This is a genomic window from Nocardia sp. X0981, from assembly GCF_977089955.1.
Map to the genome: position 1 here is coordinate 3,965,572 of NZ_OZ372435.1, position 21,662 is coordinate 3,987,233.

At 69.4% G+C, this 21,662-nt stretch carries 23 protein-coding genes; 9 read left to right on the top strand and 14 right to left on the bottom strand.

The features are described from left to right. Positions 1–59 precede the first annotated feature (59 nt). The 4 genes from ACYR7D_RS17820 to ACYR7D_RS17835 form a co-directional block, all read right to left on the bottom strand. On the bottom strand, positions 60–1,034 hold the full coding sequence (locus tag ACYR7D_RS17820) for a TIGR03557 family F420-dependent LLM class oxidoreductase (protein ID WP_459545706.1): 975 nt from the start codon (positions 1,032–1,034) through the stop codon (positions 60–62). Positions 1,035–1,166: 132 nt separating this feature from the next. Then, positions 1,167–1,952 carry a DUF72 domain-containing protein gene (locus ACYR7D_RS17825; protein WP_459545707.1) on the bottom strand — a complete coding sequence of 262 codons (786 nt, stop codon included), beginning with the start codon at positions 1,950–1,952 and terminating at the stop codon, positions 1,167–1,169. Between the two features lie 189 nt (positions 1,953–2,141). Continuing rightward, positions 2,142–3,359, bottom strand: coding sequence for a flavin-dependent oxidoreductase (locus tag ACYR7D_RS17830; RefSeq protein ID WP_459545708.1), 1,218 nt, complete (start codon positions 3,357–3,359; stop codon positions 2,142–2,144). Beyond that, positions 3,356–3,835, bottom strand: coding sequence for a hypothetical protein (locus ACYR7D_RS17835; RefSeq protein ID WP_459545709.1), 480 nt, complete (start codon positions 3,833–3,835; stop codon positions 3,356–3,358). Before ACYR7D_RS17835 ends, ACYR7D_RS17830 begins: the two co-directional genes overlap by 4 nt. A 184-nt stretch (positions 3,836–4,019) precedes the next feature. Between ACYR7D_RS17835 and ACYR7D_RS17840 the strand changes: the two genes are divergently transcribed. The 6 genes from ACYR7D_RS17840 to ACYR7D_RS17865 all read left to right on the top strand — a co-directional run bounded on the left by ACYR7D_RS17840 (position 4,020) and on the right by ACYR7D_RS17865 (position 8,798). Next, positions 4,020–5,105: an NAD(P)H-dependent amine dehydrogenase family protein gene (locus ACYR7D_RS17840; RefSeq protein WP_459545710.1), complete on the top strand. Its 1,086-nt coding sequence runs from the start codon at positions 4,020–4,022 to the stop codon at positions 5,103–5,105. Next, the gene (locus tag ACYR7D_RS17845; protein WP_459545711.1) at positions 5,095–5,610 is read left to right on the top strand and encodes a carboxymuconolactone decarboxylase family protein; all 516 of its coding nucleotides are present in this window, start codon (positions 5,095–5,097) and stop codon (positions 5,608–5,610) included. Before ACYR7D_RS17840 ends, ACYR7D_RS17845 begins: the two co-directional genes overlap by 11 nt. Before the next feature lie 166 nt (positions 5,611–5,776). Beyond that, positions 5,777–6,838, top strand: a complete 1,062-nt coding sequence (locus tag ACYR7D_RS17850; protein ID WP_459545712.1) for an NAD-dependent epimerase/dehydratase family protein — start codon at positions 5,777–5,779, stop codon at positions 6,836–6,838. Between the two features lie 52 nt (positions 6,839–6,890). Then, positions 6,891–7,730, top strand: a complete 840-nt coding sequence (locus ACYR7D_RS17855) for an SDR family oxidoreductase (protein WP_459545713.1) — start codon at positions 6,891–6,893, stop codon at positions 7,728–7,730. A 2-nt stretch (positions 7,731–7,732) separates the two neighbouring features. After that, a complete protein-coding gene (locus ACYR7D_RS17860; protein WP_459545714.1) occupies positions 7,733–8,440 on the top strand; it encodes a phosphodiesterase in 708 nt (235 codons plus the stop codon). A gap of 61 nt (positions 8,441–8,501) precedes the next feature. Continuing rightward, on the top strand, positions 8,502–8,798 hold the full coding sequence (locus ACYR7D_RS17865) for a hypothetical protein (RefSeq protein WP_459545715.1): 297 nt from the start codon (positions 8,502–8,504) through the stop codon (positions 8,796–8,798). A 43-nt stretch (positions 8,799–8,841) separates the two neighbouring features. Here the strand turns inward: ACYR7D_RS17865 and ACYR7D_RS17870 are convergent, their stop codons facing one another. From ACYR7D_RS17870 to ACYR7D_RS17880, 3 genes are all read right to left on the bottom strand, one after another. After that, the gene (locus tag ACYR7D_RS17870) at positions 8,842–9,507 is read right to left on the bottom strand and encodes an NUDIX hydrolase (protein ID WP_459545716.1); all 666 of its coding nucleotides are present in this window, start codon (positions 9,505–9,507) and stop codon (positions 8,842–8,844) included. Between the two features lie 74 nt (positions 9,508–9,581). Beyond that, positions 9,582–10,226: a transcriptional repressor LexA gene (gene lexA / locus ACYR7D_RS17875; RefSeq protein ID WP_459545717.1), complete on the bottom strand. Its 645-nt coding sequence runs from the start codon at positions 10,224–10,226 to the stop codon at positions 9,582–9,584. A gap of 67 nt (positions 10,227–10,293) precedes the next feature. Beyond that, positions 10,294–10,881, bottom strand: coding sequence for an NADPH-dependent FMN reductase (locus ACYR7D_RS17880; protein ID WP_459545718.1), 588 nt, complete (start codon positions 10,879–10,881; stop codon positions 10,294–10,296). A 263-nt stretch (positions 10,882–11,144) separates the two neighbouring features. On the opposite strand from ACYR7D_RS17880, the gene ACYR7D_RS17885 reads away from it, so the two are divergent. Both ACYR7D_RS17885 and ACYR7D_RS17890 read left to right on the top strand, forming a co-directional pair. Then, positions 11,145–11,606: an N-acetyltransferase family protein gene (locus ACYR7D_RS17885; protein ID WP_459545719.1), complete on the top strand. Its 462-nt coding sequence runs from the start codon at positions 11,145–11,147 to the stop codon at positions 11,604–11,606. Between the two features lie 15 nt (positions 11,607–11,621). After that, on the top strand, positions 11,622–12,446 hold the full coding sequence (locus tag ACYR7D_RS17890) for a hypothetical protein (RefSeq protein WP_459545720.1): 825 nt from the start codon (positions 11,622–11,624) through the stop codon (positions 12,444–12,446). Between the two features lie 7 nt (positions 12,447–12,453). On the opposite strand, the gene ACYR7D_RS17895 is transcribed toward ACYR7D_RS17890, so the two are convergent. The 7 genes from ACYR7D_RS17895 to ACYR7D_RS17925 form a co-directional block, all read right to left on the bottom strand. Continuing rightward, on the bottom strand, positions 12,454–13,425 hold the full coding sequence (locus ACYR7D_RS17895; RefSeq protein ID WP_459545721.1) for an SCO2521 family protein: 972 nt from the start codon (positions 13,423–13,425) through the stop codon (positions 12,454–12,456). A 1-nt stretch (position 13,426) separates the two neighbouring features. Then, positions 13,427–14,434 (bottom strand): SCO2522 family protein, encoded by a 1,008-nt coding sequence (locus tag ACYR7D_RS17900; RefSeq protein WP_459545722.1) that lies wholly within the window; start codon positions 14,432–14,434, stop codon positions 13,427–13,429. Further along, positions 14,434–15,348 (bottom strand): SCO2523 family variant P-loop protein, encoded by a 915-nt coding sequence (locus ACYR7D_RS17905; RefSeq protein ID WP_459545723.1) that lies wholly within the window; start codon positions 15,346–15,348, stop codon positions 14,434–14,436. Before ACYR7D_RS17905 ends, ACYR7D_RS17900 begins: the two co-directional genes overlap by 1 nt. 10 nt (positions 15,349–15,358) lie before the next feature. Continuing rightward, positions 15,359–17,209 (bottom strand): SCO2524 family protein, encoded by a 1,851-nt coding sequence (locus ACYR7D_RS17910; RefSeq protein WP_459545724.1) that lies wholly within the window; start codon positions 17,207–17,209, stop codon positions 15,359–15,361. A gap of 370 nt (positions 17,210–17,579) precedes the next feature. Next, a complete protein-coding gene (locus ACYR7D_RS17915) occupies positions 17,580–18,245 on the bottom strand; it encodes a UdgX family uracil-DNA binding protein (RefSeq protein ID WP_459545725.1) in 666 nt (221 codons plus the stop codon). An 8-nt stretch (positions 18,246–18,253) separates the two neighbouring features. Then, positions 18,254–18,583: a plasmid stabilization protein gene (locus ACYR7D_RS17920; RefSeq protein ID WP_459545726.1), complete on the bottom strand. Its 330-nt coding sequence runs from the start codon at positions 18,581–18,583 to the stop codon at positions 18,254–18,256. 132 nt (positions 18,584–18,715) lie between these two features. Beyond that, entirely contained in the window at positions 18,716–19,228 is a 513-nt protein-coding gene (locus tag ACYR7D_RS17925) for a MarR family winged helix-turn-helix transcriptional regulator (RefSeq protein WP_459545727.1), read from the bottom strand. 176 nt (positions 19,229–19,404) lie between these two features. Here ACYR7D_RS17925 and ACYR7D_RS17930 point away from each other — a divergent pair, with 176 nt between their 5' ends. Then, on the top strand, positions 19,405–21,396 hold the full coding sequence (locus tag ACYR7D_RS17930; protein WP_459550205.1) for an MMPL family transporter: 1,992 nt from the start codon (positions 19,405–19,407) through the stop codon (positions 21,394–21,396). Positions 21,397–21,662: the final 266 nt, after the last annotated feature.

Here is a 21,662-nt window from a genome sequence, read left to right on the forward strand (position 1 = left end):
GGGATCTGTTCGAGGCCGCCCGGCGTGGCCGCTGGTGCCTCGGCCCGGTCGCCGTGCGCTCATCCCGCCCGGGGCGTCAGCTTCCGCAGTGGTTCGTCGAGCTCGCTGCGATAGAAATCCAGGAAACCGTCCGGGTCCGGGCCGGCATTCTGCATCACCAAGTGGTCGAACCCGGCATCGACGAAGGGCTGCGCGACCTCGAGACAGCGCTGTGGGTCGGGCCCGCAGGCGAATTTCTCCAGGATGTCGTCCTCGCGTACCGTGGCCGAGGCCGCCGCGAAATTCACCGGATTCGGCAGTTCACTCATGACCTTCCACCCGGTCAGCGCCCACCGTGAGGTATCCAGGGCCGCGCGCGCGGCGGTGCGTTCGTCGGGTGCCCACGCCACGGGAACCTCCGCGTAACAGGGGCCGTCACCACCGGCCTTCCGGTATTCCCCGACCAGCGCGGGCTTCGCCTCCGTGGCGAAGAGACCGTCGCCCAGTTCGCCGGCCAACCGGGCCGCCTCCGTACCTCCGGCGGCCACCGCGATCGGCGGCGGTTCATCCGGGAGATCGAAAATCCGGGCGTCCGACAGCCGCAGGTAGCGGCCGTCGTAGGACTGGTATCCGCCGCGCCACAGTAGCCGGATGATCTCCAGCGCCTCTCGGAGCAACCGGTGCCGACCGGCCACATCGACCGGAAATCCCTCGCCGACCACATGCTCGTTGAGACGCTCACCCGCGCCTACTCCGAGAGTGAAGCGGCCCTCGGCGAGGAGCGCCACGGTGGCGGCCGCCTGGGCCACGATGGCGGGGTGATAACGCACCGTGGGGCAGGTGACACCGGTGGCGAGCCGGATCCGCTCGGTTTTCTCCGCGATGGCCCCCAGCACGCTCCACGCGAACGGGGAATGGCCCTGGTTGTCCAGCCACGGATGATAGTGGTCGCTGATCTCGACGAAGTCGAACCCGGCCGTTTCGGCCCGGACGGCTTGCCGGACCAGTTCGGCGGGGCCGAAGGCTTCGGCGGCCAATTTGTAGCCGATCTGCATGGTTCCTCCGAACGCGGTAGTAATCGCTGCCTTTCCGTGATGGTGGCCTGCCGTGTGCGGTGATACCGCGGTGGCGACCCACCGGACCCGGCCGCGATACCCGGGAGGCGGACGGTGAAACCGCGGACCGGTTCAGGTACCCGCGGCGGTACCGGACAGCGGGCGGCCGGGCGTGCGGGTGACCGTCGCCCCCGAATCCGTGGCCAGACGGGCGAATTCGATGGCATCGCGCACGGCGGCGCCGCCGGGATCGTTGTTGAAGTAGACGTAGGCGTCCTCGGTGCCGGACCATGTGGCGGTGAGCCGGTGTACCCAGCCGGCCAGCGCCCGCCGCCCGTAGCGCGGCGGCGGGGTGGCGCGGCCCCGGTGCAGCCGGAGGTAGCCCCAGTCCGTGGTGCGCCAGCGCGGTGTCACCGGCCGGGACCCGGAATCGGCCCAGCACAGCGCGGCGCCGTGGTCTTCCAGGACGGCGCGGATCTCCTCGGTCCACCACGACTCGTGCCGGGGTTCGACCGCCACCCGCGTCCCCGGCGGGAAACAGCGCAGGCACGTATCGAGCAGCGCGGGATCGGCGCGCAGGGTTGCCGGGAGTTGTACGAGGATCGGCCCGAGCCGGTCGCCGAGCCCGGCCGCGTGGCACATGAGCCGCGCCACGGGTTCTTCCGGGTCACGGAGCCGTTTCATATGGGTCAGATAGCGGCTGGCCTTGACCGCGTATACGAAATCGCCGGGTGTGCGCTCGCGCCAGGCCGTGAACGTCTCGCGGCTGGGCAGCCGGTAGAAGGCGTTGTTGTTCTCCACGGTCGCGAAGGCGGCGGCGTAGTGCTCGAGCCATAGTCGTTGCGGGCAGCTGTCCGGGTAGAGAACCCCGCGCCAGTCGCGGTACTGCCATCCGGAAGTGCCCACATACAACGGCATCGCGACCTCCGTCCGCCTCGGATGCCCGGCCCCACCCGGCGCCGGGGACGGGTTCGTATCCGACGACTACCCCGGTGGCCCCCGCTCATACCGGATCCCGCGCCGCGGTCTCGGAACCCCGACACGAGCCGACGCGGCCACGCCGGGGCCTGCTGTCGCCGCTCGCCGTTTCCTGACGCGGCCGAGGGGTTACCGGCCCACGCTGGTGCGCCGGTAACTCTCGGTGAGTGCCTGCAGTTCCGCCGCGCTCAGCACATCTTGGATGCGGTCGAAACCGGTGGGCGCGCGTTCCGCGACCAACCGCAGCGTACGGTCCATGGGTATGTCCCGGTTGGCCAGCACCACCGCATTCGCCGATTCGCGGCGGGCATGGTCATAGGCCGCCAGACCGGCGGCCGGTTCACCGGTCCGGATGAGTGCCTCCGCCAGTGCCCCGGCGTCGAGGATCGCCTGTGATCCGCCGTTGGAACCGACGGGATACATCGGATGAGCGGCGTCGCCCAGCAGGGTGATCCGGCCGAAACTCCACCGCGGCAGCGGGTCCCGGTCGACCATCGGGTACTCGAGTATGGTGTCGCCGGCCGACAGCAGGGCCTCGATATCCAGCCCGCCGATCCGCCAATCCCGGTAGTAGGGCAGGACGTCGTCGAGCCGCCCGGTGCGCGTCCAATCGGCCGTACCCTGATCGCATTCGCTCATCCGGACCTCGGCCACCCAGTTGGTCGGGACGCCGCGCGCACCGGGTGCGGCCGGAGACAGCGGATAGGCCACCAGTTTCGCGGCATGGTTGCTTCCGGCCATCAGCATCGACGCCCCGGTACGGAACGGCGGCGCTTCGGACACCCCGCGCCACATACGGATACCGTTCCACCGGGGCGGGCCTTCATCCGGGTAGAGGTGGGCGCGGACCGCGGAGTGCAGGCCGTCCGCTCCGATCAGTACATCGGCGACGAGTTCGGTCGCGGTGTCGCGGCGCCGGTCGTGCACCACGGCGCGCACCCGGCCGGCTTCCTGGATCGCGGTGGTGAATCGCAACCCGGTACGGACCGCATCGTCCCCGAGGCGGTCTCGTACCGCGTCCAGCAGCAGGGTCTGCAGACGACCGCGATGCACCGAATACTGGGGCCAGGGATGTCCTGCGGCCACTCCGCGCGGTTCGCACCAGATCTCGTTGCCGAACCGATCGAAATGGATCAGTTCGGCGGTGGCCACCGCCTGTGCCGCCAGCGTCTCGTGCAGCCCGAGCCGGGCCAGAGCCGCGGTCGCGTGCGGTAGGAGGTTGATACCCACCCCGAGTGGACGCAATTCGTCGACCCGGTCGATCACTTCCACTTCGATACCGGCCGCGTGCAGGGACAACGCCGCGGTGAGCCCGCCGATGCCGGCGCCGATGATCAGGGCCTTCACCGTGGTGCCTCCAGCGGGACGTAGGCGGGGTTGAAACATTCGTGCAGATGCGCCACCGCGTTCGACAGGTGGTCGCTGAGCACGCTCTCCTTGTAGACGCAGGGCAGGCCTTCCTGCTCGCCCGGGGCGGGCCAGTGCTCGACCCCGGCGCCCAGGACTGTACGGGCGAGATACCGGTTGCCCGTCGCCAGACTGTGCCCGATGGGCAGGCGCTCGTCGGTGAGCAGCGCGGTGAGTTCGGGGTCACCGGTCAGGATGGCGACGTCGTTCACCGAGATCGCGGCTCCTTCGGCGGTGGTCAGCGTGGAGCGGCGGACGATCACCTGATCGCCCTCGGCGCAGCCGAGGGCGGTGCGGACCGTGCGCGATAGTGTTGCGCCGGTGGTGACGTGCTGATCGGTGAGGTCGAGCGCGAGGGGCAGGCCGACCAGCGCCTCCAGCAGCCGCGTCATGGAACCGTCGGCGCGTAGTAACATACGGGTAACCGACGGAAGATCCGATTCCGTTGTGCCCGTGAGGAATTCCGTCACCCGTCTCACGATACGACCGAGCCGGCGGCCCGGCATTCCCGGCGGCGGAAAGCTCGGACACGTCGGCGGGTATTACCGCGGAAGCCGCGATTCACCCCCTTCGCAACCAAGCGCTTGCTAGAATTCCCCGATGATCGCCACGGTCGTCTGGGGGACCGGTAATGTGGGCCGCGCCGCGATTCGCGCGGTCGATGCCCATCCCGACCTGACGCTGACGGCCGTACTCGTGCACGACCCGGCCAAAGCGGGCCGCGATGCGGGCGCACTGGCCGGACTGGACCGCACGCTGGGAGTGGCGGCCACCACCGATATCGACGCGGTGCTGGCGAGCGCACCCGCCGCGGTGGTCTACGCCGCCTCCGGGGACACCCGGCCCGACGACGCGCTCGCCGATATCGTCCGGGCCCTGGGCCGCGGTGCCGTGGTGGTGACGCCCGCTCTGTATGCGTTCTACGACCAGCGCACCGCACCACCGCAGCTGCGCGAACCCGTGCTGGCCGCCATAGAATCCGGCGGGGGTTCGCTCTTCGTCTCCGGTATCGATCCCGGTTGGGGCAACGATGTGCTGCCCCTGCTCGTCAGTGGCCTCGGCAGTGTGGTGGACGTCGTCCGCTGCCAGGAGATCTTCGATTACTCGAGCTACGACCAGCCGGATTCCGTCCGCTACCTGGTGGGTATGGGCCTGCCGATGGACCAGGTGCCACCCATGGTGGCACCCACGGTGCCGACCATGGTCTGGGGCGGGCAGGTCCGGCTCATGGCCCGGGCGCTCGGTGTCGAACCGGAGGAGATCCGGGAGACGGTGCAGCGGCTGCCGCTGGAGCATACGGTCGAGACCGCGACGATGGGCAGGTTCGACGCCGGTACCCAGGGAGCGATGCGGTTCGAGGTGCAGGGCATCGTGGCCGGTGTACCGCGTATCGTCGTCGAGCACATCACCCGGATCCATCCCTCGTGCGCCCCGGACTGGCCGGCCCCGCCCAACGGCGCCGGCGCCCACCGGGTGATCATCGAAGGCCGCCCGCGTATCGAGGTCACCGTCGAAGCGACCGACGAGGGCGGCAACTACGCGGCCGGTGGGAACGCCACCGCCGTCGGACGGCTCGTCGGCGCCATCGGCTGGCTCGTCGACAATCCCCCCGGGCTCTACGATGCTCTCGATGTGCCGTTGCGTCCGGCCGCCGGGAAACTGGGAAGGAACGGCCATGAGAGTTGACATCCCCGCCGGTAAGGACCCCATCGGTTACGTATGGGGTGAAATGGTGCCCGGAATCGGTGCCGCCGCCGCGAACTTCTCGATGGCGGTCTACGCGCACACCACGCTGGGACTGCGCGAATTCGAGGCGGCGCGGCTGCGTATCGCCCAGCTCAACGGTTGCCTCTTCTGCCTGGACTGGCGCACCGAACGCGACGGACAGAAGGTGGAGGAGGGTTTCGCCGCCGCGGTGAGCGACTGGCGCGATACCGATGCGCTCGACGACCGCGCCCGGCTGGCCGCCGAATACGCCGAACGCTACGTCCTCGATCACCACAACCTCGACGAGGATTTCTGGACCCGGATGACGGCCCACTACAGCCAGGGCGAAATCGTGGAACTCGGTATGTGCCTGGGGTCCTGGCTGGCCTTCGGCCGGCTCAACCGTGTGCTCGGCCTCGACACCGCCTGTGTGCTGCCGGGGCATACGGCCGCGCCGGAACCCGGCGCGCGTCCCGGCGCCTGAGCGAGCCGGCCCGGTACGGGTTCGGTGGGGGTGATGAAGGAGCCGAGCGATCGTCTTGCCGCGTCCCGGCGTGCCCGCATGCGGCACAGGAGGCGTTATCCGTCCGGCTGTGTCACGGCGCCGGACGGGGGTATGCCGCAGGTCCGCTACTCGATGAGGAGGGGCAATGCGAGTGATCGTCACCGGGGCGACCGGCAATGTGGGAACCGCCGTGCTCCAGGCTCTGAAAGAGATGCCCGAGGTGGACTCGATCGTGGGAGTCGCGCGCCGGAAACCGCGCCAGGGAATCCCCGGCGTGGAGTGGACCACCGCGGACGTACGTTCCGCCGATCTGACGGCGCTGTTCCGCGGCGCCCAGGCGGTGGTCCATCTGGCCTGGGCGTTCCAGCCGACCCACCGGCCGGTGGACACCTGGCGCACCAATGTCGGCGGCACCCGGCGGGTGCTCGACGCCGTGGCCGCGGCCGAGGTGCCGGCGCTCGTGTACGCCTCTTCGGTCGGCGCCTATTCACCGCGTACCGACGACCGCCCGGTCGACGAGAGCTGGCCCACCGAGGGCTGGCCGGAGGCCTCCTACACGGTCGAGAAATCCTATATCGAACGGTTGCTGGACCTCTTCGAACGGACTCGACCCGAATGCAGGCTGGTGCGGATGCGACCCGCGTTCATCTTCCAGTGGGCAGCGGCCGAAGAGCAGCGCAGGCTCTTCGCCGGGCCGCTGCTGCCGAACCCGCTGATCCGTCCCGGATTGCTCCCGGTACTGCCCTATCCCCGCGGTCTGCGCTTCCAGACGCTGCACAGCGCCGATACGGGCCGCGCCTTCGCCGCCGCGGTGACCTCGGGGGCGCGCGGGGCCTTCAATCTGGCCGCCGAACCGGTACTGGACCGCGCCGAGTTCGGGCGGGTGCTGGGAGTGCGTACCGTAGCGGTGCCCCCGGCAGCCGTGCGCACCGCGCTCGCGGGTGCCTGGCATCTGCGGCTGGTGCCCGCCACTCCCGGTCTCTTCGAAGCAGTGATGCATCTACCGTTCCTGGACACCACCCGCGCCCGGCGGGAACTCGGGTGGGAGCCGCGGATCACCGCACCGGACGCCCTGAAGGAGTTCCTGGAGGCCCTGCGTGCCGGGGCGGGCGGGCGGACACCGCCGCTGGCGGCGGACGCCGGGGGAGCGGGGCGCCACCGCGAATTCGGTTCCGGGGTCGGCGGTCGTGATCCGGTCGATCGGTGAACCGGTCGGCGATGGATTGTGTCAGGGCCGTTCTCCCGGGTAGCCGCCCGGTATGGCAACTATCGCTCCCTTACCGAAAGAACGTATCGGCGCGCCCCTGCGGGCTGTGGTGACCGGCTCCGATTCCGGTATCGGCAGGGCGATCGCGGTAGCCCTGGCCGGTGGTGGAGTGGACGTGGGTATCACCTACCACTCCGACGAAGCCGGGGCAGCGCACACCGCCGAGCTCGCGCGCGACCGCGGCGCACGTGCCGCGGTCCGCCGGCTCGACCTCGACGATCTGCCCACCAGTACCGCCGCGGTGGACGAACTCGCCGAGGAATTGGGCGGGGTGGACGTCCTGGTGAACTGCGCCGGTACCGGGTCGGCGCAGAAGGCGATGGAGATGGATTTCGATACCTGGCGCCATGTGCTCTCGGTCGATCTGGACGGCGCGTTCCTCTGCACGCAGCGCGCGGTGCGGCATATGATCGAGGCCGGTCGCGGCGGGCGGATCATCAACATCACGAGTGTGCACGAGCACGCGCCCAAGGTCGGCGCGGCGCCGTACTGCGCGGCCAAAGCGGGTCTCGGCGCCCTGACCAAGGTCCTGGCGCTGGAATTGGCCGAACACGACATCACCGTCAATTCCGTGGCGCCGGGCGAGATCGCCACGCCGATGACCGGCCAGGCGGACGCCGACCCGCGCGAGCAGCCGCGCCCGGGGCTGCCGCTGGGCCGTCCCGGCCACGCCGAGGAAGTCGCCTCGGTGGTGGCTTTTCTCGCTACCCCGGCGGCGGGCTATGTCACCGGCGCGTCGTACGTGGTGGACGGCGGCATGCTGCTGATGGGGCCGCAGTCCAGTCAACTGGTCGGTGACGAGAGCTGGCGTGATCCGGCGGCGAAGGAGTAACGATGAACAATCCTGTTTCCGCGCTCGTACGCACGGTATTCGATACCGGAGCCCGCTTCCGGCACGCGCGGGTCTTCCATCCGCGGGGTGTGCGCCTCACCGGCCGCTTCCATGCCGAACCCGAATTCGAACCGCTTTTCGGCACGGGGGAGCGTGCGGTCATCGCGCGCCTGTCGAAGGGCACCGGTATTCCGGGCGCCGGGCCGGATATTCTCGGGCTCGCGTTCCGGGTACTCGCTCAGGGGGACAAGCCCTGGGACTTCACGCTGGCGACCAGCGGCCAGGGCATGGTCGGCCGGTTCGTCCTGACGGTTGCGCGGGGGTGGGCCAGCGCCCGGTTCGGCACTCTGCTGCCGTACTCGCTGCCGGACTCCGGTCCGGTCTGGTTCTTCGCCGATCCCGACCCCGGGCAACCCGAAGACGCCTCCCTGGTATCGATGGCCCGGCACGTGCAGGAGCACCAGATCGGGTACACCCTCACCGCCGCCGGCTTCGGGGGCGAACCGCGCCGGGTCGGTCACCTGACCCTCCGGGCGGCGAACCCGGAGGAGCATCGCACCGATTTCTTCGATCCCATGCTCAACCATCCCGGCGATGTCGCGTTGCTGCCGCGTCAGGTGCAGTGGTTGCGGGAGCTGGCCTACACCGGCAGCCGCCGGGGCCGGGGTGCCGAGGACGGTTCCGGGCACGCCGTCGGCACCGCCCCCTGACCTCGGCTGCCGGTTTCGGCACCAGGTGTTTCACCGGCGCGGTCCTGGAAAACCGCCCACCATGAACGGAACCGAGGACATAGGACAGGAATCGCCCGAGACGGCCGAATGGACCACCGCCGAGATCCCGGCGACGCACGAGCAACTGGACGAGGACGAATTGGCCGCCGATCCGCTGGAGGAGGGTATGGATCCGGCGGACGACTGGACGGCGGCCGACCGCTACGCGACCACACCGCGTGAGCAGCGCTCAGGTGAGTCGATGGAAGAGCGCCTCGCCGAGGAGGAGCCCGATATCGTGCCGGAGGGACAGCGTTCGGCCACCGCGCCGGATACGCGGCGCGGTACCGGGGACTGATCCCGCGGGGCGGGGTTGCGCGCAGCGGGTGCGCGTAACCCCGTCAATGGTGTGTCCAGTCCGGCTGAGCGAAATGAGCGACCCGCGACGCGCCCGGCGCCCGCCCCAGGAGCACGACTTCCCGGAACTGCCAGAGCATCGCGCCGGTCGGAGCGTGGATGGTCATCGCCGGGGCCAGCCGCATCTGCAGCAGATCGGGTGCGCCGGTCGCGGCCCCCGGGTCGCGGTGGACCCAGTGCGGGGTGCTGTCGGCGGCCAGCCGGCTCAGCTCCACGAAATGGACCGAGTGGACCTCGTCCGGGTTCGGCCGCAGCCGCGCCGTATCGGCGAGGGTGGTCACCACCGGCGTGATGGCGAAACCGGACGCCGCGGGGAAATCGTCGAGCCCGCCGAGGATCTCCTCGGGGACGGTCCGCAGGCCCAGTTCCTCGTGCAGTTCCCGGGCCGCGGCCTCGCCCGCGGTTTCGCCCGGTTCCACACGCCCGCCCGGTAGTGCCCATTGCCCGGCATTGCGCCCCCGATACGCCCGTTTCATGATGATCACCGACAGTGCCGCGCCGGTATCGACCACACACAGGACCACGGCGGCGCGGCGGACTCCGGGTGTGTCGGGCACCGCGATACGCGGGAATTCCGTCAGCCGTGCCTGCGCGAGCGCGCGGAAATCATCGATACTGTGGGGGACCCGTGGTCCCGGGTGGTCGCCCATACGGTCGATCATGCCCGACGCCGAACCGGTGCCGGGCGCCGTTCGGCGCCGGGAAAAACACTGTGGAGCGTCGCTCACACCCGCCGCATGACCGAGACGACCTTGCCCAGCACCACCGCGTGATCGCCGTCGAGTACCCGATAGGCGGGATTGCGGGGTTCCAGGTATACGTGCCCGCCGCGGCGGCGATAGACCTTCACCGTCGCTTCCCCGTCCAGCATGGCGGCGACGATCTCGCCCGACTGCGCGTCGGGCTGCCGGCGCACGACGACGATATCGCCGTCGCAGATGGCGGCGTCCACCATCGAGTCACCGCGCACCCGGAGCCCGAAAACGGTGCCCCGCCCCACGAGTTCCCGGGGAAGGGTGAGCACATCATCGGTGTGCTCTTCGGCGAGAATCGGTGCGCCCGCGGCGATATCGCCCACCACGGGTACCGCGACGGCGTCGTGGTCCGTTCGCCGTTCGGTGGTGTCGTTCAGGAACAGCCGCACGTCCACCGGCCGGGAAACCCCGGTGCCGCGCCGCAGAAAGCCCTTCTCCTCCAGACTCTTCAGATGCCTCGACACCGACGATGCCGAACGCAGGCCGACGGCGTCACCGAGCTGGCGGGTGGTGGGGGCATAACCGTGGCGCCGCACCCATTCCCGGATCGTGATGAGGATCCGGTACTGACGTTCCGGCAGCGTCGAGGTGTCGAGGTGGTCGTATGCGGTCACCGGTGCATCGTATGACCGGGGACCGACACCTCCGCGACGGTCTCGTCACAGAGGCGCGGGGCCGGATTCAGCTGCCGTCGTAGGGGCGGGCCGCCCGAGCGGTGCGTAGCGCTTCGGCCCACCAGCGCAGCCGGTTCAGCAGGGTCGTCGCCGCGGTGTCGGCGTCCGCCCCGGCGGTGAGTGCGCCCGTTTCGTCACGCCGTTGCCAGGGGTTGTGGAAACTGACGGTATCGCGCACCGTCACGGCGTGCAGTTCGGCGAAGACAGTGCGTAGATGCTCGATCGCGCGCAGGCCACCGGATATGCCACCGTAGCTGACGAAACCCACCGGCTTGGCCTGCCATTCGGCGGAGTTCAGGTCGATGAAATTCTTCAGCGTCCCCGGGTAACTGTGGTTGTACTCGGGGGTGATGACGACGAACCCGTCCGCCTCGGCGAGGACCGCCCGGCTCGCCGCGAGCGCGGGCGCGGGCGCACCGAACGTATGCGGCAGCTCGGCGGTGCCGATATCGACGGCGGTAACCGTCAGGCCGGGGTGTTCGCCGGCGCGCGCCAGGAACCAGTCACCGACCACCGGTGCGAAGCGGCCGTCCCGGCTGCTGCCGATGACGACGGCGATACGCAGCGGTGCGGGGGTGTCGATTGTCGTGCTCACGGGGTCCTCCAGATCGTGTCCGCGGCGGCGGTTGCGGCCGCTCCGGTCCCACTCTTGTTCCTCGAGTAACGTTGAGGTCAAGTCGACGGTGGCGCCGGAGTCGTGTGGGTGGCGGCCCACCGGGTATGCCCGACGATGAAAACCCCGGCACGGCACCGCCTGCCGCATCACAGAACGGTTGCGTGACCTCTACACTGACGCGGTTGGCGAGTTGACGTTCTAGGCTGGAACCGGACGGCTTATGCCCTGGCACTAGGGAGCACATGGATATCGCGGAGGCGTCGCAGCCGAAGTACCGGCGGGCCCGCTTTGCCGACCTCGAGGACATCGCGGCCGTCGAGGCCGAGGTCTTCGCCGAGCCGTACCTGTATCTGATGTTGCGCCAGCTGTTCGACCTGCACGGCGCCGAATGGCTGGTCGCCGAAGTCGGCGGCTCGGTGATCGGATACGCGCTCACCCTGGAGAAATCCGGACGGGCACTGCTGTTCACCTTCGCGGTGGCCAGGAAGTACCAGGGCGCCGGATACGGCCGGGCACTGCTCGAGCACACGTTGCACCTGTGCCGGGAACTGGGCACCGAAACCGTGTATCTCACCGTCCGGCCCGATAATCACCCGGCGAGCAACCTGTTCAAACAGGCCGGATTCGCCTTCGTCGAACACGATGAACGCTACTTCGGGCCGGGCGAGCCGCGCGATGTCTACGAGTTCCGGCTGCGTCCCTGACGCTAAACTGTTTCCATGGGCGAGATTTCGCCGTTCGTGGCGTCGGTCTCCACCCGGATCGCCAGGCACGCGGCCGCGTACACCGCCGAACTCGACACGGACCCGCATCCCGAGCGGATGGCACTGGACACCTTCATCACACATGTCGAGGCGATCCTGGACGATTACGATCCGCCCAGTGCCCGCCGGCGTCACTCCGGCTCCCTGGTCTTCCCGCACCTCTATGCGGCCGCCCGGCAGCCCCGCGCCGACGAGGAGGGCTGGCGCGTGCCGAGCGCCGTCCTCGCCGCGCTGCTGGCCGCCGAGGTGGAATTCCGCGGTCCCCTGCGGTTGAGCGCCCGCCAGAACACCCTGCTGGCCGAGGAATACGAGCTGATCGGCGCGCAGCTGTCGATCGTGCGGCTGCACACCCACGCCGCCCTGGCCTTCCGGCGCGCGATGGCGCTGTACCGGGTGAACGAGGACGACGCGGCCGAGGACCGCTGTGGACTGGAACTCGCGCGCGCCGGCACCCGGGCCCTACCGGCCGGTCCGCGCCGGTGGGCGGGGCAGGGCTCGTATGTGCTGTGCGGTCACGGCTACCGGCCGTCGTGGCTGCTCGGCTGGGTCGTCCTCCAAATGCTGGTGTTCACCGGCACCGCCCTGCTTCTCGGCGGTGGTGAGTGGGCCCCCTCGACGGTCTATATGGGGGTGACGAGTTTCCTGAACCCGCCGGGGCAGGGCGATACCGCAGGCCTGGGGGTCGCGGTACCCGTCCTTTTCGTGATCGAGGCCTGGACCGGTGCGGTCTCGATGTCGGTGTTCTTCGCTCTGCTGGTGCGCAAATGGTTCCGGATGTGAAGCGGCCTCACCATTCCTCGTCGAAGACCTTGTGCCGCAGCGCGTGCAGGGTCGCGACGGCGATGGTGTCGCGTAACCGGCCCACCAGCGTATTCCACTGACGGGAGAAACCGGGATCGTTCTGCAGATCCTTCCACAGCGCGCGCAAGGGCGGCGGAGTATGCGCGCCGGGCATCCACAGCCCGGTGAGGTGTTCGAGCACCGGGGCGAGGATATCCATCCGCTCCCGGCTGTGCGGGGCGAAACGGTCGGCCTCGTCGAGAGCGGCGGCCAGGACGGTGAGCAGCCAGTCGTGCGCGGCCAGATCCTCGCAGAACCGCTCGGCGGCCGCGAGATCGGCCTCCTCGCGCACGATCAGGCGCACCGAGCGGACCGTATCGTCGTCCAGATAGAGTCCGGCCGCGGGACCCGTGCTGCCGCCGATACGCGCGGTCCACCGCAACCGGGTGGTGCCCGCCTGGACCGGGGGATTCTGATCCAGGCGTGGATCGGCCCGTACCCGGGCCAGCAGCCGTTCGCTGATGGACGCCAGATCGAGCAGGTCACCGCTGGGCGGGCGGACGAGATACCCGTCGGCCAGCGCGATACCGGCCGCCATCCGCTCGGGGATCCGGGTGATGACCTCGGTGACGCCCTTCTGGCTGATGTAATGGGACCACGTCCGGCGGCGGCGGTCGGCGGCCCGCACGATCCGGGTTCGCGCCGAGGACTGCAGGATCCGGCCGCCGGCCAGGGTGATACTGGTGGCGACGGTGCCCACGATGCGCGCGCTCTGTTCGCCCAGGGGCACAGCACAGTCGACCCCCACCGCGGTGGTCGGGGAGATACCGAGTGTTCCGGGGCGTTCGCGCCAGCGGACGGCGCGGCCGGGCATCAGCGCCAGCAGTTCACCCGCCTCGGCGCGGGCCAGCGCCGAGGCCGAGGGCAGCAGACAGGTGCGGACCTCGCCGAGAACGGCCAAGGGCGTGGTCGAGACCATCTCAGGACCCGTCGAGCAGCAGATGGGACAGTCGTTCGCTGATCTTGCGGGGCACCGTCACCGGTACCGGGTCGACAGCGCCGCAGGTGATGGTCTGCGCGACGATGTCCTCGTCGAGATCCAGATGGTCCAGGACCAGCCGGACCGCGTGCTCGATACCGATGTAGTTCTTGGGGAGCATGGACAGGGTCTGGTAGGCCGCGAACGGCGCGGCGCCGGGTTCGAGCTGCACCACCGGCGGCACCTCGTGCCAGCGTCGCGGCCACGGTTCCCCACGCCACAGCTGTGGCTCCACCACCGGCGCCCCGTGATACCGCAGCATACCCAGCCGCAGCAGATGCCAGACCGCGGCCAGGAAGGGACACGACCAGCGGGTCACCGTGACGCCGTCCACGACCTGCGTGCTCCACAACTGCACATCGAGGAAGATGGAATGTTCCCGCCGGCCGAACTCCTCCGGCGGCTCGTACCGCCGGCCGCGCATGGCCTGGGCCGGTTCGTACTCGGAGGACCGGCGGCCGTTGCACAACCACCCCGACTGCGCGGTGGGCGGTCGGCGGCCGGTATCCGGTGGCGCGGGTTCGGCCACGATTCGCGCGGCCACCATTTCCGCCACCGGGATCGGCTCGCCCAGGGGAACCCCGTCGACGAACTGCGAAGCCTGCCAGCAACCGGACTCGCGAGCGAGATAGTCGATCCGCAAACCGGATTCGGCGGCCGCGCCGAGCAGTTTCCCCAATACTTCGGCGGGATCGGTATCGGGCTGGAAATAGTCGTCGATCAGATAGCAGGTACTGACCCGCACGTCGAGACCGAACCGCACCCGCGCCGATTCGACGAAGGCCGCCACCAGCGGAACGATACGACGGAACTCGGCTTTCACCCGTTCGATATCGCCGGTGATGTCGTTGAGGTAGAAATGCCCCACCTCGATCGACAGATGCGACAGCGGAACCGGCGCGATCCACGGCTGTTCGGTGGCCTCACTGTATATCTGCCTGTCCCGCACTAGAGCCTCTCCCAGGTGGCGACGTCGACGAGACGGCGGGCCAGTTCGGTATAGGCCCGCGCGGTCTCGTGATTGGCGATATGAGCATTGACATCACTGTCGAGGATCAGCTGTTCGCGCCATTGCAGGACGGGTTCCATCGGGGTGGCCCCGAGTACCGCGGTCGTGCCGAGCCGGTTGGCGGTGGCCAGCCGGCGCAGCGCGACGTCCTGTTCTTGCAACCACGCCGCCTGCGCTGCCCGTTGCGCGTTCGGATGCGAATCGGCGGCGGGTACGGCGGTGCGTACATAACGGGTGGAACCGAGCAGTTCGTCCGGGTCGTGACCGCACGCGGCCCCGGTCTGCAGCAGTCCGTGCGGACCGTGCACCAGACCGGCGGCGGCCAGGATGTGCTGACGGGTCCAGCGGTGGAAGATCAGCCAGCGCGCGGTTCGCCGCCGCAGTTGCGGAAGCGCGGTGGCCGCGAGCGCGAGCTCGAGCGCGACCGACCGGCCCGCGCTGAGATCGACGACCACCACCCGGAACTCCTGCTCCAGTGCCACCAGCAGTTCCGCGCAGCGGCCCACCACTTCGTCGTTCGCGGTGAGGAATTCGGCCCCGCCCTCGTCGCCGGGCAGCAGTACCAGCCGGCCGGAGCGCGGGCCCAGGCGTTTGAGTTCGGCCCGGTCGGTGGCGACGCCCACGTCGACGCGCGCCGCGGTGCCGCTCTGCCCGAGCAGATAGGAGTGCACCCCGCCGTCGGCGATACCGCGTTCCACCGAACTGATCTCGAACAGCGCACCGGCGGTGGGGGAGCCGAAGTCGAAGTCGACATAGGCCACATTGCGGCCGGACATGCACAGCCGGTGGGCGATATTGCAGCTCGTCACCGACCGGCCGGTACCGCCCTTGTCGGACGTGGAGAAAACCAGCACCTCGGCCTCCTCACCGTATCGCGTCCTGGCGCGCGTACGCCAGTTCGTCGAGCTGGATCAATGCCTGGGTGGCGAGGCTGTAGGCGGTGCCGGGACGCTCGTGCAGTACCCCGCGGGCCCGGTCCAGCGATTGCCGGATGCGGTTGACCGCAGCCTGTTTCGGCGTCAGAGCATCGCCCTCGACTTCGAGCTCCTCCTGGTTGAGCAGATGTTCGGCCTCGCTGAGCAGGTCCACGGCGCGGGCGACCATGCTGGCAGGTGCCAGCGGCGGTTCGCGGAAGGTGCCATAGGCGATGACCAGGCATTCCATCACACGTTCGGTGACGAACCAGGACGGGCCCCGGGGTACGGCCGCCGTGGGCCCCAGCAGGGCGGTCGGTTCGTCCCAGAGCCCCGCGGCGGCGCCGTCGCGCTGGATCCGCTGCTCGAGGTGGTCCATGGCCGCTTCGGCCAGCGCCATCAGCCGGTCGCGGGTATCGACATCGGTACGCAATCGCGCGGCCTGCAGACAGCGTTTGAGCATCATGGTCACGAAATCCGGCACGTACCAGAACAGTTGGTCGCCGCCGCCGATATCCTCGCTACCGGCCAGACCCAATCGGACACCCGGGTAGTGCAGATCGGCCGCCGGGTCGCCGGTGGTGAGCCGGCTGGTGATCCGCCCGCGCCGGGCGAGCTGATCGAAAACGGCGACGGTACGGGCCAGATCCTCGGTGCTGTCCCGGTAGACGAGGTCCTGGATGAGGATCGCGGTGACGGTCAGACTGAAGTAATCCGATTCCTCCCCGTCGGAGGTGCGCCACGGGACGTCCTCCAGCGGCCAGCGGCCCCCGCCGAAGCGGGCGACGGTCGACCAGTAGTTGCGGGCCAGTTCGAATCGCAGCTGCAGCGCGTCGGCGAGTTTGCGCTGTTCGTCGGTGAGCAGGTCCAGCTCCCGGATACGCTGCGAGGACAGATCGGAGATACCGTCGAGGGCCACGGCGGTGAAGTACAGGTAGGGCCGGGGCTCGGCGTGGCCGGGCGCGCTGCCGACCGGGGCGGCTACGAAGTCGATGGGTTCGGCGGTGCGGACGATGCCCCAGCCCCATCCGCATTCGAAGAGCCGCTCGTCGTCGGCGACGTCCACCTCGCTGGCCTGACTGAGCCGGACCTCGTTCGCCGCCTGGACCCGTAACCGTTCCAGCCGGGCCGACAACCGGCGGATCACGTCGTCGGCGGGAGCGCGCTCCTGGTTGATCGTATGCAGGATGGCCCGGCCCGCCGCGGAGCCGGGCTCCGGGGTGTGGATGACGAAACTGCGCACCAGACCCGCCATGGCCGCGGTCAGCCGGATTCCGACGGCGTCGACGAGCGCGGGGATACGCTCGCTCAACTGCCGGGCCTCCCGCCGCACCTCCCCGCTGACGAAGCGCTGGAATCCGCGCAGGAATCGCAGCGCCGCGATACACAGACTCAGCGACATCGAATAGGAATCGACGATTTCCAGGGCGAGCTGCTCCTCGGTGAGCGGCTGGTCCCCGGCGGTGCGCAGGTAGCTGCCTGCCTGGAAGACCGGTTTGCCCTCGGCGTCGGTATAGCGCCGCAGATAGTCCTCGAGCAGGCGGACCAGAACCCCGCCGATCCGCGTCTCTTCGCCGAAGGGAGCCAGTGCGCTCTTGGCGTCGGGAGCCATATCGTTGGGCTGATCCAGGGCGAAGGCCTCGAGTTCGGTGGCCGGATACAGCAGGCACAGCAACTGCTCGGCGTCGCTGATCGAATTGGTGCCGTCGCGACCGCCCCAGTGCCAGGTCTCGTTCCGGTAGGAGCAGGCCAGGACGGCCCGCCACAGGTCCAGCAGCTGTTGCCGCGGCCGAATTCGCATAGTCGTGTCCTCGCCCCCGCGCCCGGCCGGTGGCACCGGGCGTCGTTCCCTAAAGTGTGCCCCCAACTTGTTCGCTAGGCCAAGCAAACGCCGAGACTCGTGATTGCGATGGAATTGCCTGCGGCCCAGATTTTTTGGGAGCGAAGGCGCAGAGCCCCACCCTGTCGGCTCGCCCGGGCGGGGCTCTGCGCCACGATGCCCCGATCGCCGGCCTTCCGATCGCGCGTCGTCACGTCGTGGTCGGTCATATCGCGCCGCCCTGCCACCCCGCGGTCTCGAATAGCCGATACGTCGCTCCGTGCCCGTACGGTGCGGCGCACAGAGGGACCGGCCGGGGATCATGCGATCCCCGGCCGGTCCCTCTCGGGATTCAGAGCCGCGCGACCCCTCGGATGTAATCGAGGTCGTCGAGGAACGCGGCGTAGGCGCTGTCGCGGTCGGGCGCCCGCAATATCGAAGACGGGTGGACGGTCGCGGTGACGCGGTAGCCGGGCCTCTCGACGACCTGCCCGCGAAACGCGCCCACGGTGGCCGAAGGGCCCAGCACCGCCTTGGCCGCCACCGCGCCCAGACAGACCACCAGCTCGGGCGCCACCAATTCCAATTCGGCCTCCAGCCATGCCGAGCAGGCCACGACCTCGGCTCGGCTCGGCTGCTTGTGGATACGACGCTTCCCGCGTTCGACGAATTTGAAATGCTTCACCGCGTTGGTGAGGTAGAGACCGCTGCGCTCGAAACCGGCCTCCGCCAGGGCACGATCCAGTAATCGCCCGGCGGGGCCGACGAACGGTTGCCCGCGAATGTCCTCCTGGTCGCCCGGCTGCTCGCCGACCATGACCACCCGGGCGTGTTCCGGTCCCGCGCCGAATACGGTCTGGGTCGCATCGCGGTAGAGATCGCACCCGCGGCAGCCCTCCGCCGCGGCGCGCACCTGCGCGAGACCGGCGTTCTCGGGAACGAATCGGGCGGCCCCGGCCGGTGCGGGTGGGCGGCGCCGCGTGGCCGCCGCGGGGCCGTCGCGAGCGGGGGTGGGCATCGGGCGGCCTAGGAGCGGCCCAGTGCTTCGGAGAGCTGTTTCTTGGTCATCTTCGAGCGGCCCTTGATATTGCGGCGGCGCGCCTCGTTGTAGAGCTGGTCGCGCGTCTGGCCTTTGGGTCCGCTGCTGTGCGATCGTTGACCGCCCCGCCGCTGGGGTGAGATGTCCCGGGTGGAGGAGCGGCTCGCTGTTCTGGTCTGGCCGGCCTGCGCGCGGTTCTTGTTCACGGTCCGGGCGGCGATCTCCTTCGCCCGTTTCGTACCCGCGCCGCGGTCCTGTGCCGAATCCTTGATGTGCTCGTATTGCCGTTCCTGTTTGTCGGTCCATTCCTTCGGCATCACACACCTCCTGTCTGCGGGCCGGGTACCCGCCTCGGGTGCTCGCAATCAGCGCCCCTGTCGAAAAGGGGCACAGCGGCGCCATACCCCGGTCGCCGCGTGGTATGCGGCCGCGGCCGGCGGCCCGCCCGGTCACCGAGCCCGCGTCTGCTGCCCGGTCAGTGCGGCGTGGTGTTCGCGTAGCGCGGTGATCACGGCGGTCAGAACCCGGTGGGCCGCGTCCAGGTCGCCGGTCGGCAGGGCGGCCAGGGCATCGCGGGTCCGTTGCCCGAGCGGGCGGAAGAATTCCCCGGCCACCGCCATACCGTGCTCGGAATAGTGCAACAGCACCCGGCGCCGGTCCGCGGTGTCGGTTTCCCGGTGGATATGCCCCGAGGCGATCATGCGCTCGATCAGGTACGTGATCGCCGCGGGGGAGAGACCCAGTAGTTCGCGCAGCTGCCCCGCGGTGAGCGGACGGCCCTCGGCGTCGGCGGTCGCGATGTGCATGAGCGCGCGGAAATCGTTACTGCGTACCGAGTTCGCGTGGGCGAACAGATGGCCGATCTGTTCGGACACAGCGGTGAGCGCGCGGATATCGGTAGCGATCGCGTTTTCGGCGTGCTCGCGGGCTCCGCTATCGGCCGCTCCGCCCTCGTATGTCACCTTCGCTGTCCTTTCCGTGACCCGGCTGCCCGGAAAGTGTAGGCCCGGCGTTGCCTACTATTTCAGTTTCTGAAATAGTAGGCCGCGTGAATGCCTGGGAGCGCTATGCCGCCGTGGTCACCGGCCGCCGATCGTGGTTGCTGCTCGTCGCCGTCATCGTCGCGGCCGGTGCCGCGATGATGGGCGCCGGGCAGAACGCCGATGCCGGCCGGGCGCCCACCTCGCTACCGGAAGCCGCGGAATCCGCGCGGGTCCGCGCGGCGGTCGCCGAATTCCCCGGCGGTGCGGACGCGCCGGTGATCGTGGTGATCAGCAGGACCGACGGCGCCGGACTGACCGAACAGGATCGCGCCGCCGCCGATGCGGCCGTCCGGCGCGTCGTGGGCACGGACGCGGGCGGTCCCGGAATCGTCGTCGCACCGGACGGCAGAGCCGCGCTGGGGCGCGGTACCGTCTCGGCGGAACTGAGCGGAGAGACTCTCACCGAGGAGATCGACCGGATCCGCGAGGCGGCGGACCGGCAGGCGCCGCCGGGACTGGAGCTGCAGATCACCGGCGGTCCCGCCTTCGGTGCCGATATCGCCGACTCGTTCGCCGGTGCCGATGTGGCACTGCTGGCGGTGACGGCGCTGGTTGTCGCCCTCCTGCTGATCGTCACCTACCGTTCTCCGGTGCTGTGGCTGGTACCACTGCTGGTGATCGGCCTCGCCGACCGCACCGCCATCAGTGTGGGAACCATGCTCGCCCGAGTGACCGGCCTGACATTCGACGGTTCCACCTCGGGGATCACCAGTGTCCTGGTCTTCGGTGCGGGCACCAATTACGCGCTGCTGCTCGTCTCCCGGTATCGCGACGAACTACACCGGCACAGCGAGCATCGGCACGCCCTGCGGGAGGCGGTCCGGCGTGCCGGACCGGCGGTGCTCGCCAGTAATGTGACCGTGGTCCTCGCACTGTGCACCCTGCTGCTGGCGACCCTGCCGAACACCCGGTCGCTCGGTCTCATGGCGGCCGCCGGACTCCTGGTCGCCGTGGTGTTCGTACTCGTGGCGCTTCCTCCCGCGCTCGCCCTGTGCGGCCGGAAGGTTTTCTGGCCGTTCGTTCCGCATATGCGCGACGACGATATGACCGGCCGCGGTATCTGGCACCGCATCGCGGCCGGGGTGGTGAACCGCCCGGCGGTGGTCTCGGCTGGTGCGATCGCGTTCCTGCTCGTGTGTGCGGCCGGACTCTCCGGGGTGACCGTCGGTCTGTCGCAGACCGAACAGTTCCGGGTCCGGGCGGAATCGGTCGACGGATTCGAGACATTGGCCGCGCATTTCCCTTCGGGCGCCTCCGATCCGACCATCGTCCTCACCCGGCAGGGCAGCGGCGCGGAGGTGCGCCGGGCGCTGGAGACGATCCCCGGTATCTCCGAATCGGTGCCGGCGGGTAGTCATGCCGGAACGGACCGGTGGATGGTCACCCTCGAGGCCGCACCGGAATCCGAGCAGGCCTATGCGACGATCGAGCAGTTGCGTAGCACCCTGGCCGATATCGCCGGAGCGGATGCCATGGTCGGCGGCAGCGATGCGCAGGCCCTCGACACCCGTGACGCCGCCCGCCGGGACCAACTGCTGGTGATTCCGCTCATCCTGGTGGTGGTGTTCGTGGTGCTGCTGATCCTGCTGCGGGCGCTGCCCGCCGCGGTGCTGTTGATCGGGGTCACCGTACTGAGCGCGCTGGCGGCCCTCGGGCTCGGCAGCTGGGTCGGTACCCACCTCTTCGGTTTTCCGGCGCTCGATACGACCGTCCCGCTGTTCGCCTTCCTGTTCCTGGTGGCGCTGGGTATCGACTACACCATCTTCCTGGTGACCCGGGCGCGCGAGGAAACTCCCGAGCACGGCACCGTCACCGGTATGGTGCGCGCGGTCTCGGCCACCGGTGCGGTGATCACCAGTGCGGGTATCGTGCTCGCCGCGGTGTTCTGTGTGCTGGGCATCCTGCCGCTGATCACCCTCACCCAGCTCGGCATCATCGTCGGCATCGGTATCGTCCTGGACACCTTCCTGGTCCGTACCGTCGTCATCCCGGCGTTGTTCACCCTGGTGGGCCCGAAGATCTGGTGGCCGAGCGCCTTGGCCGCCGAGCCGGTGGAGGAGCCGGGGACCGAACGAAGCACGGTCTGAACGGGACCCGGAGTCCTCACGCGGCGACAGCCGGCTTCGAACCGGCCGGTATGCGGTACGGCGGGTCCGGGGCTTCCGTCTTCCGGTGGGCGTGGGCCGGAAGGCGCGATTCCGGCGATCCGGCCGACCTCGGAACCGTGAGAACATATGCCGTTTCCGTGATGTGAAGTACCCCCTGTCAACACTATTGATAGGCAAGGCTAACCTGATCTTGTTTGTTACGTTTCACAGGCAGGACGGTAAGGCGCATGGCATCGATGACGCAG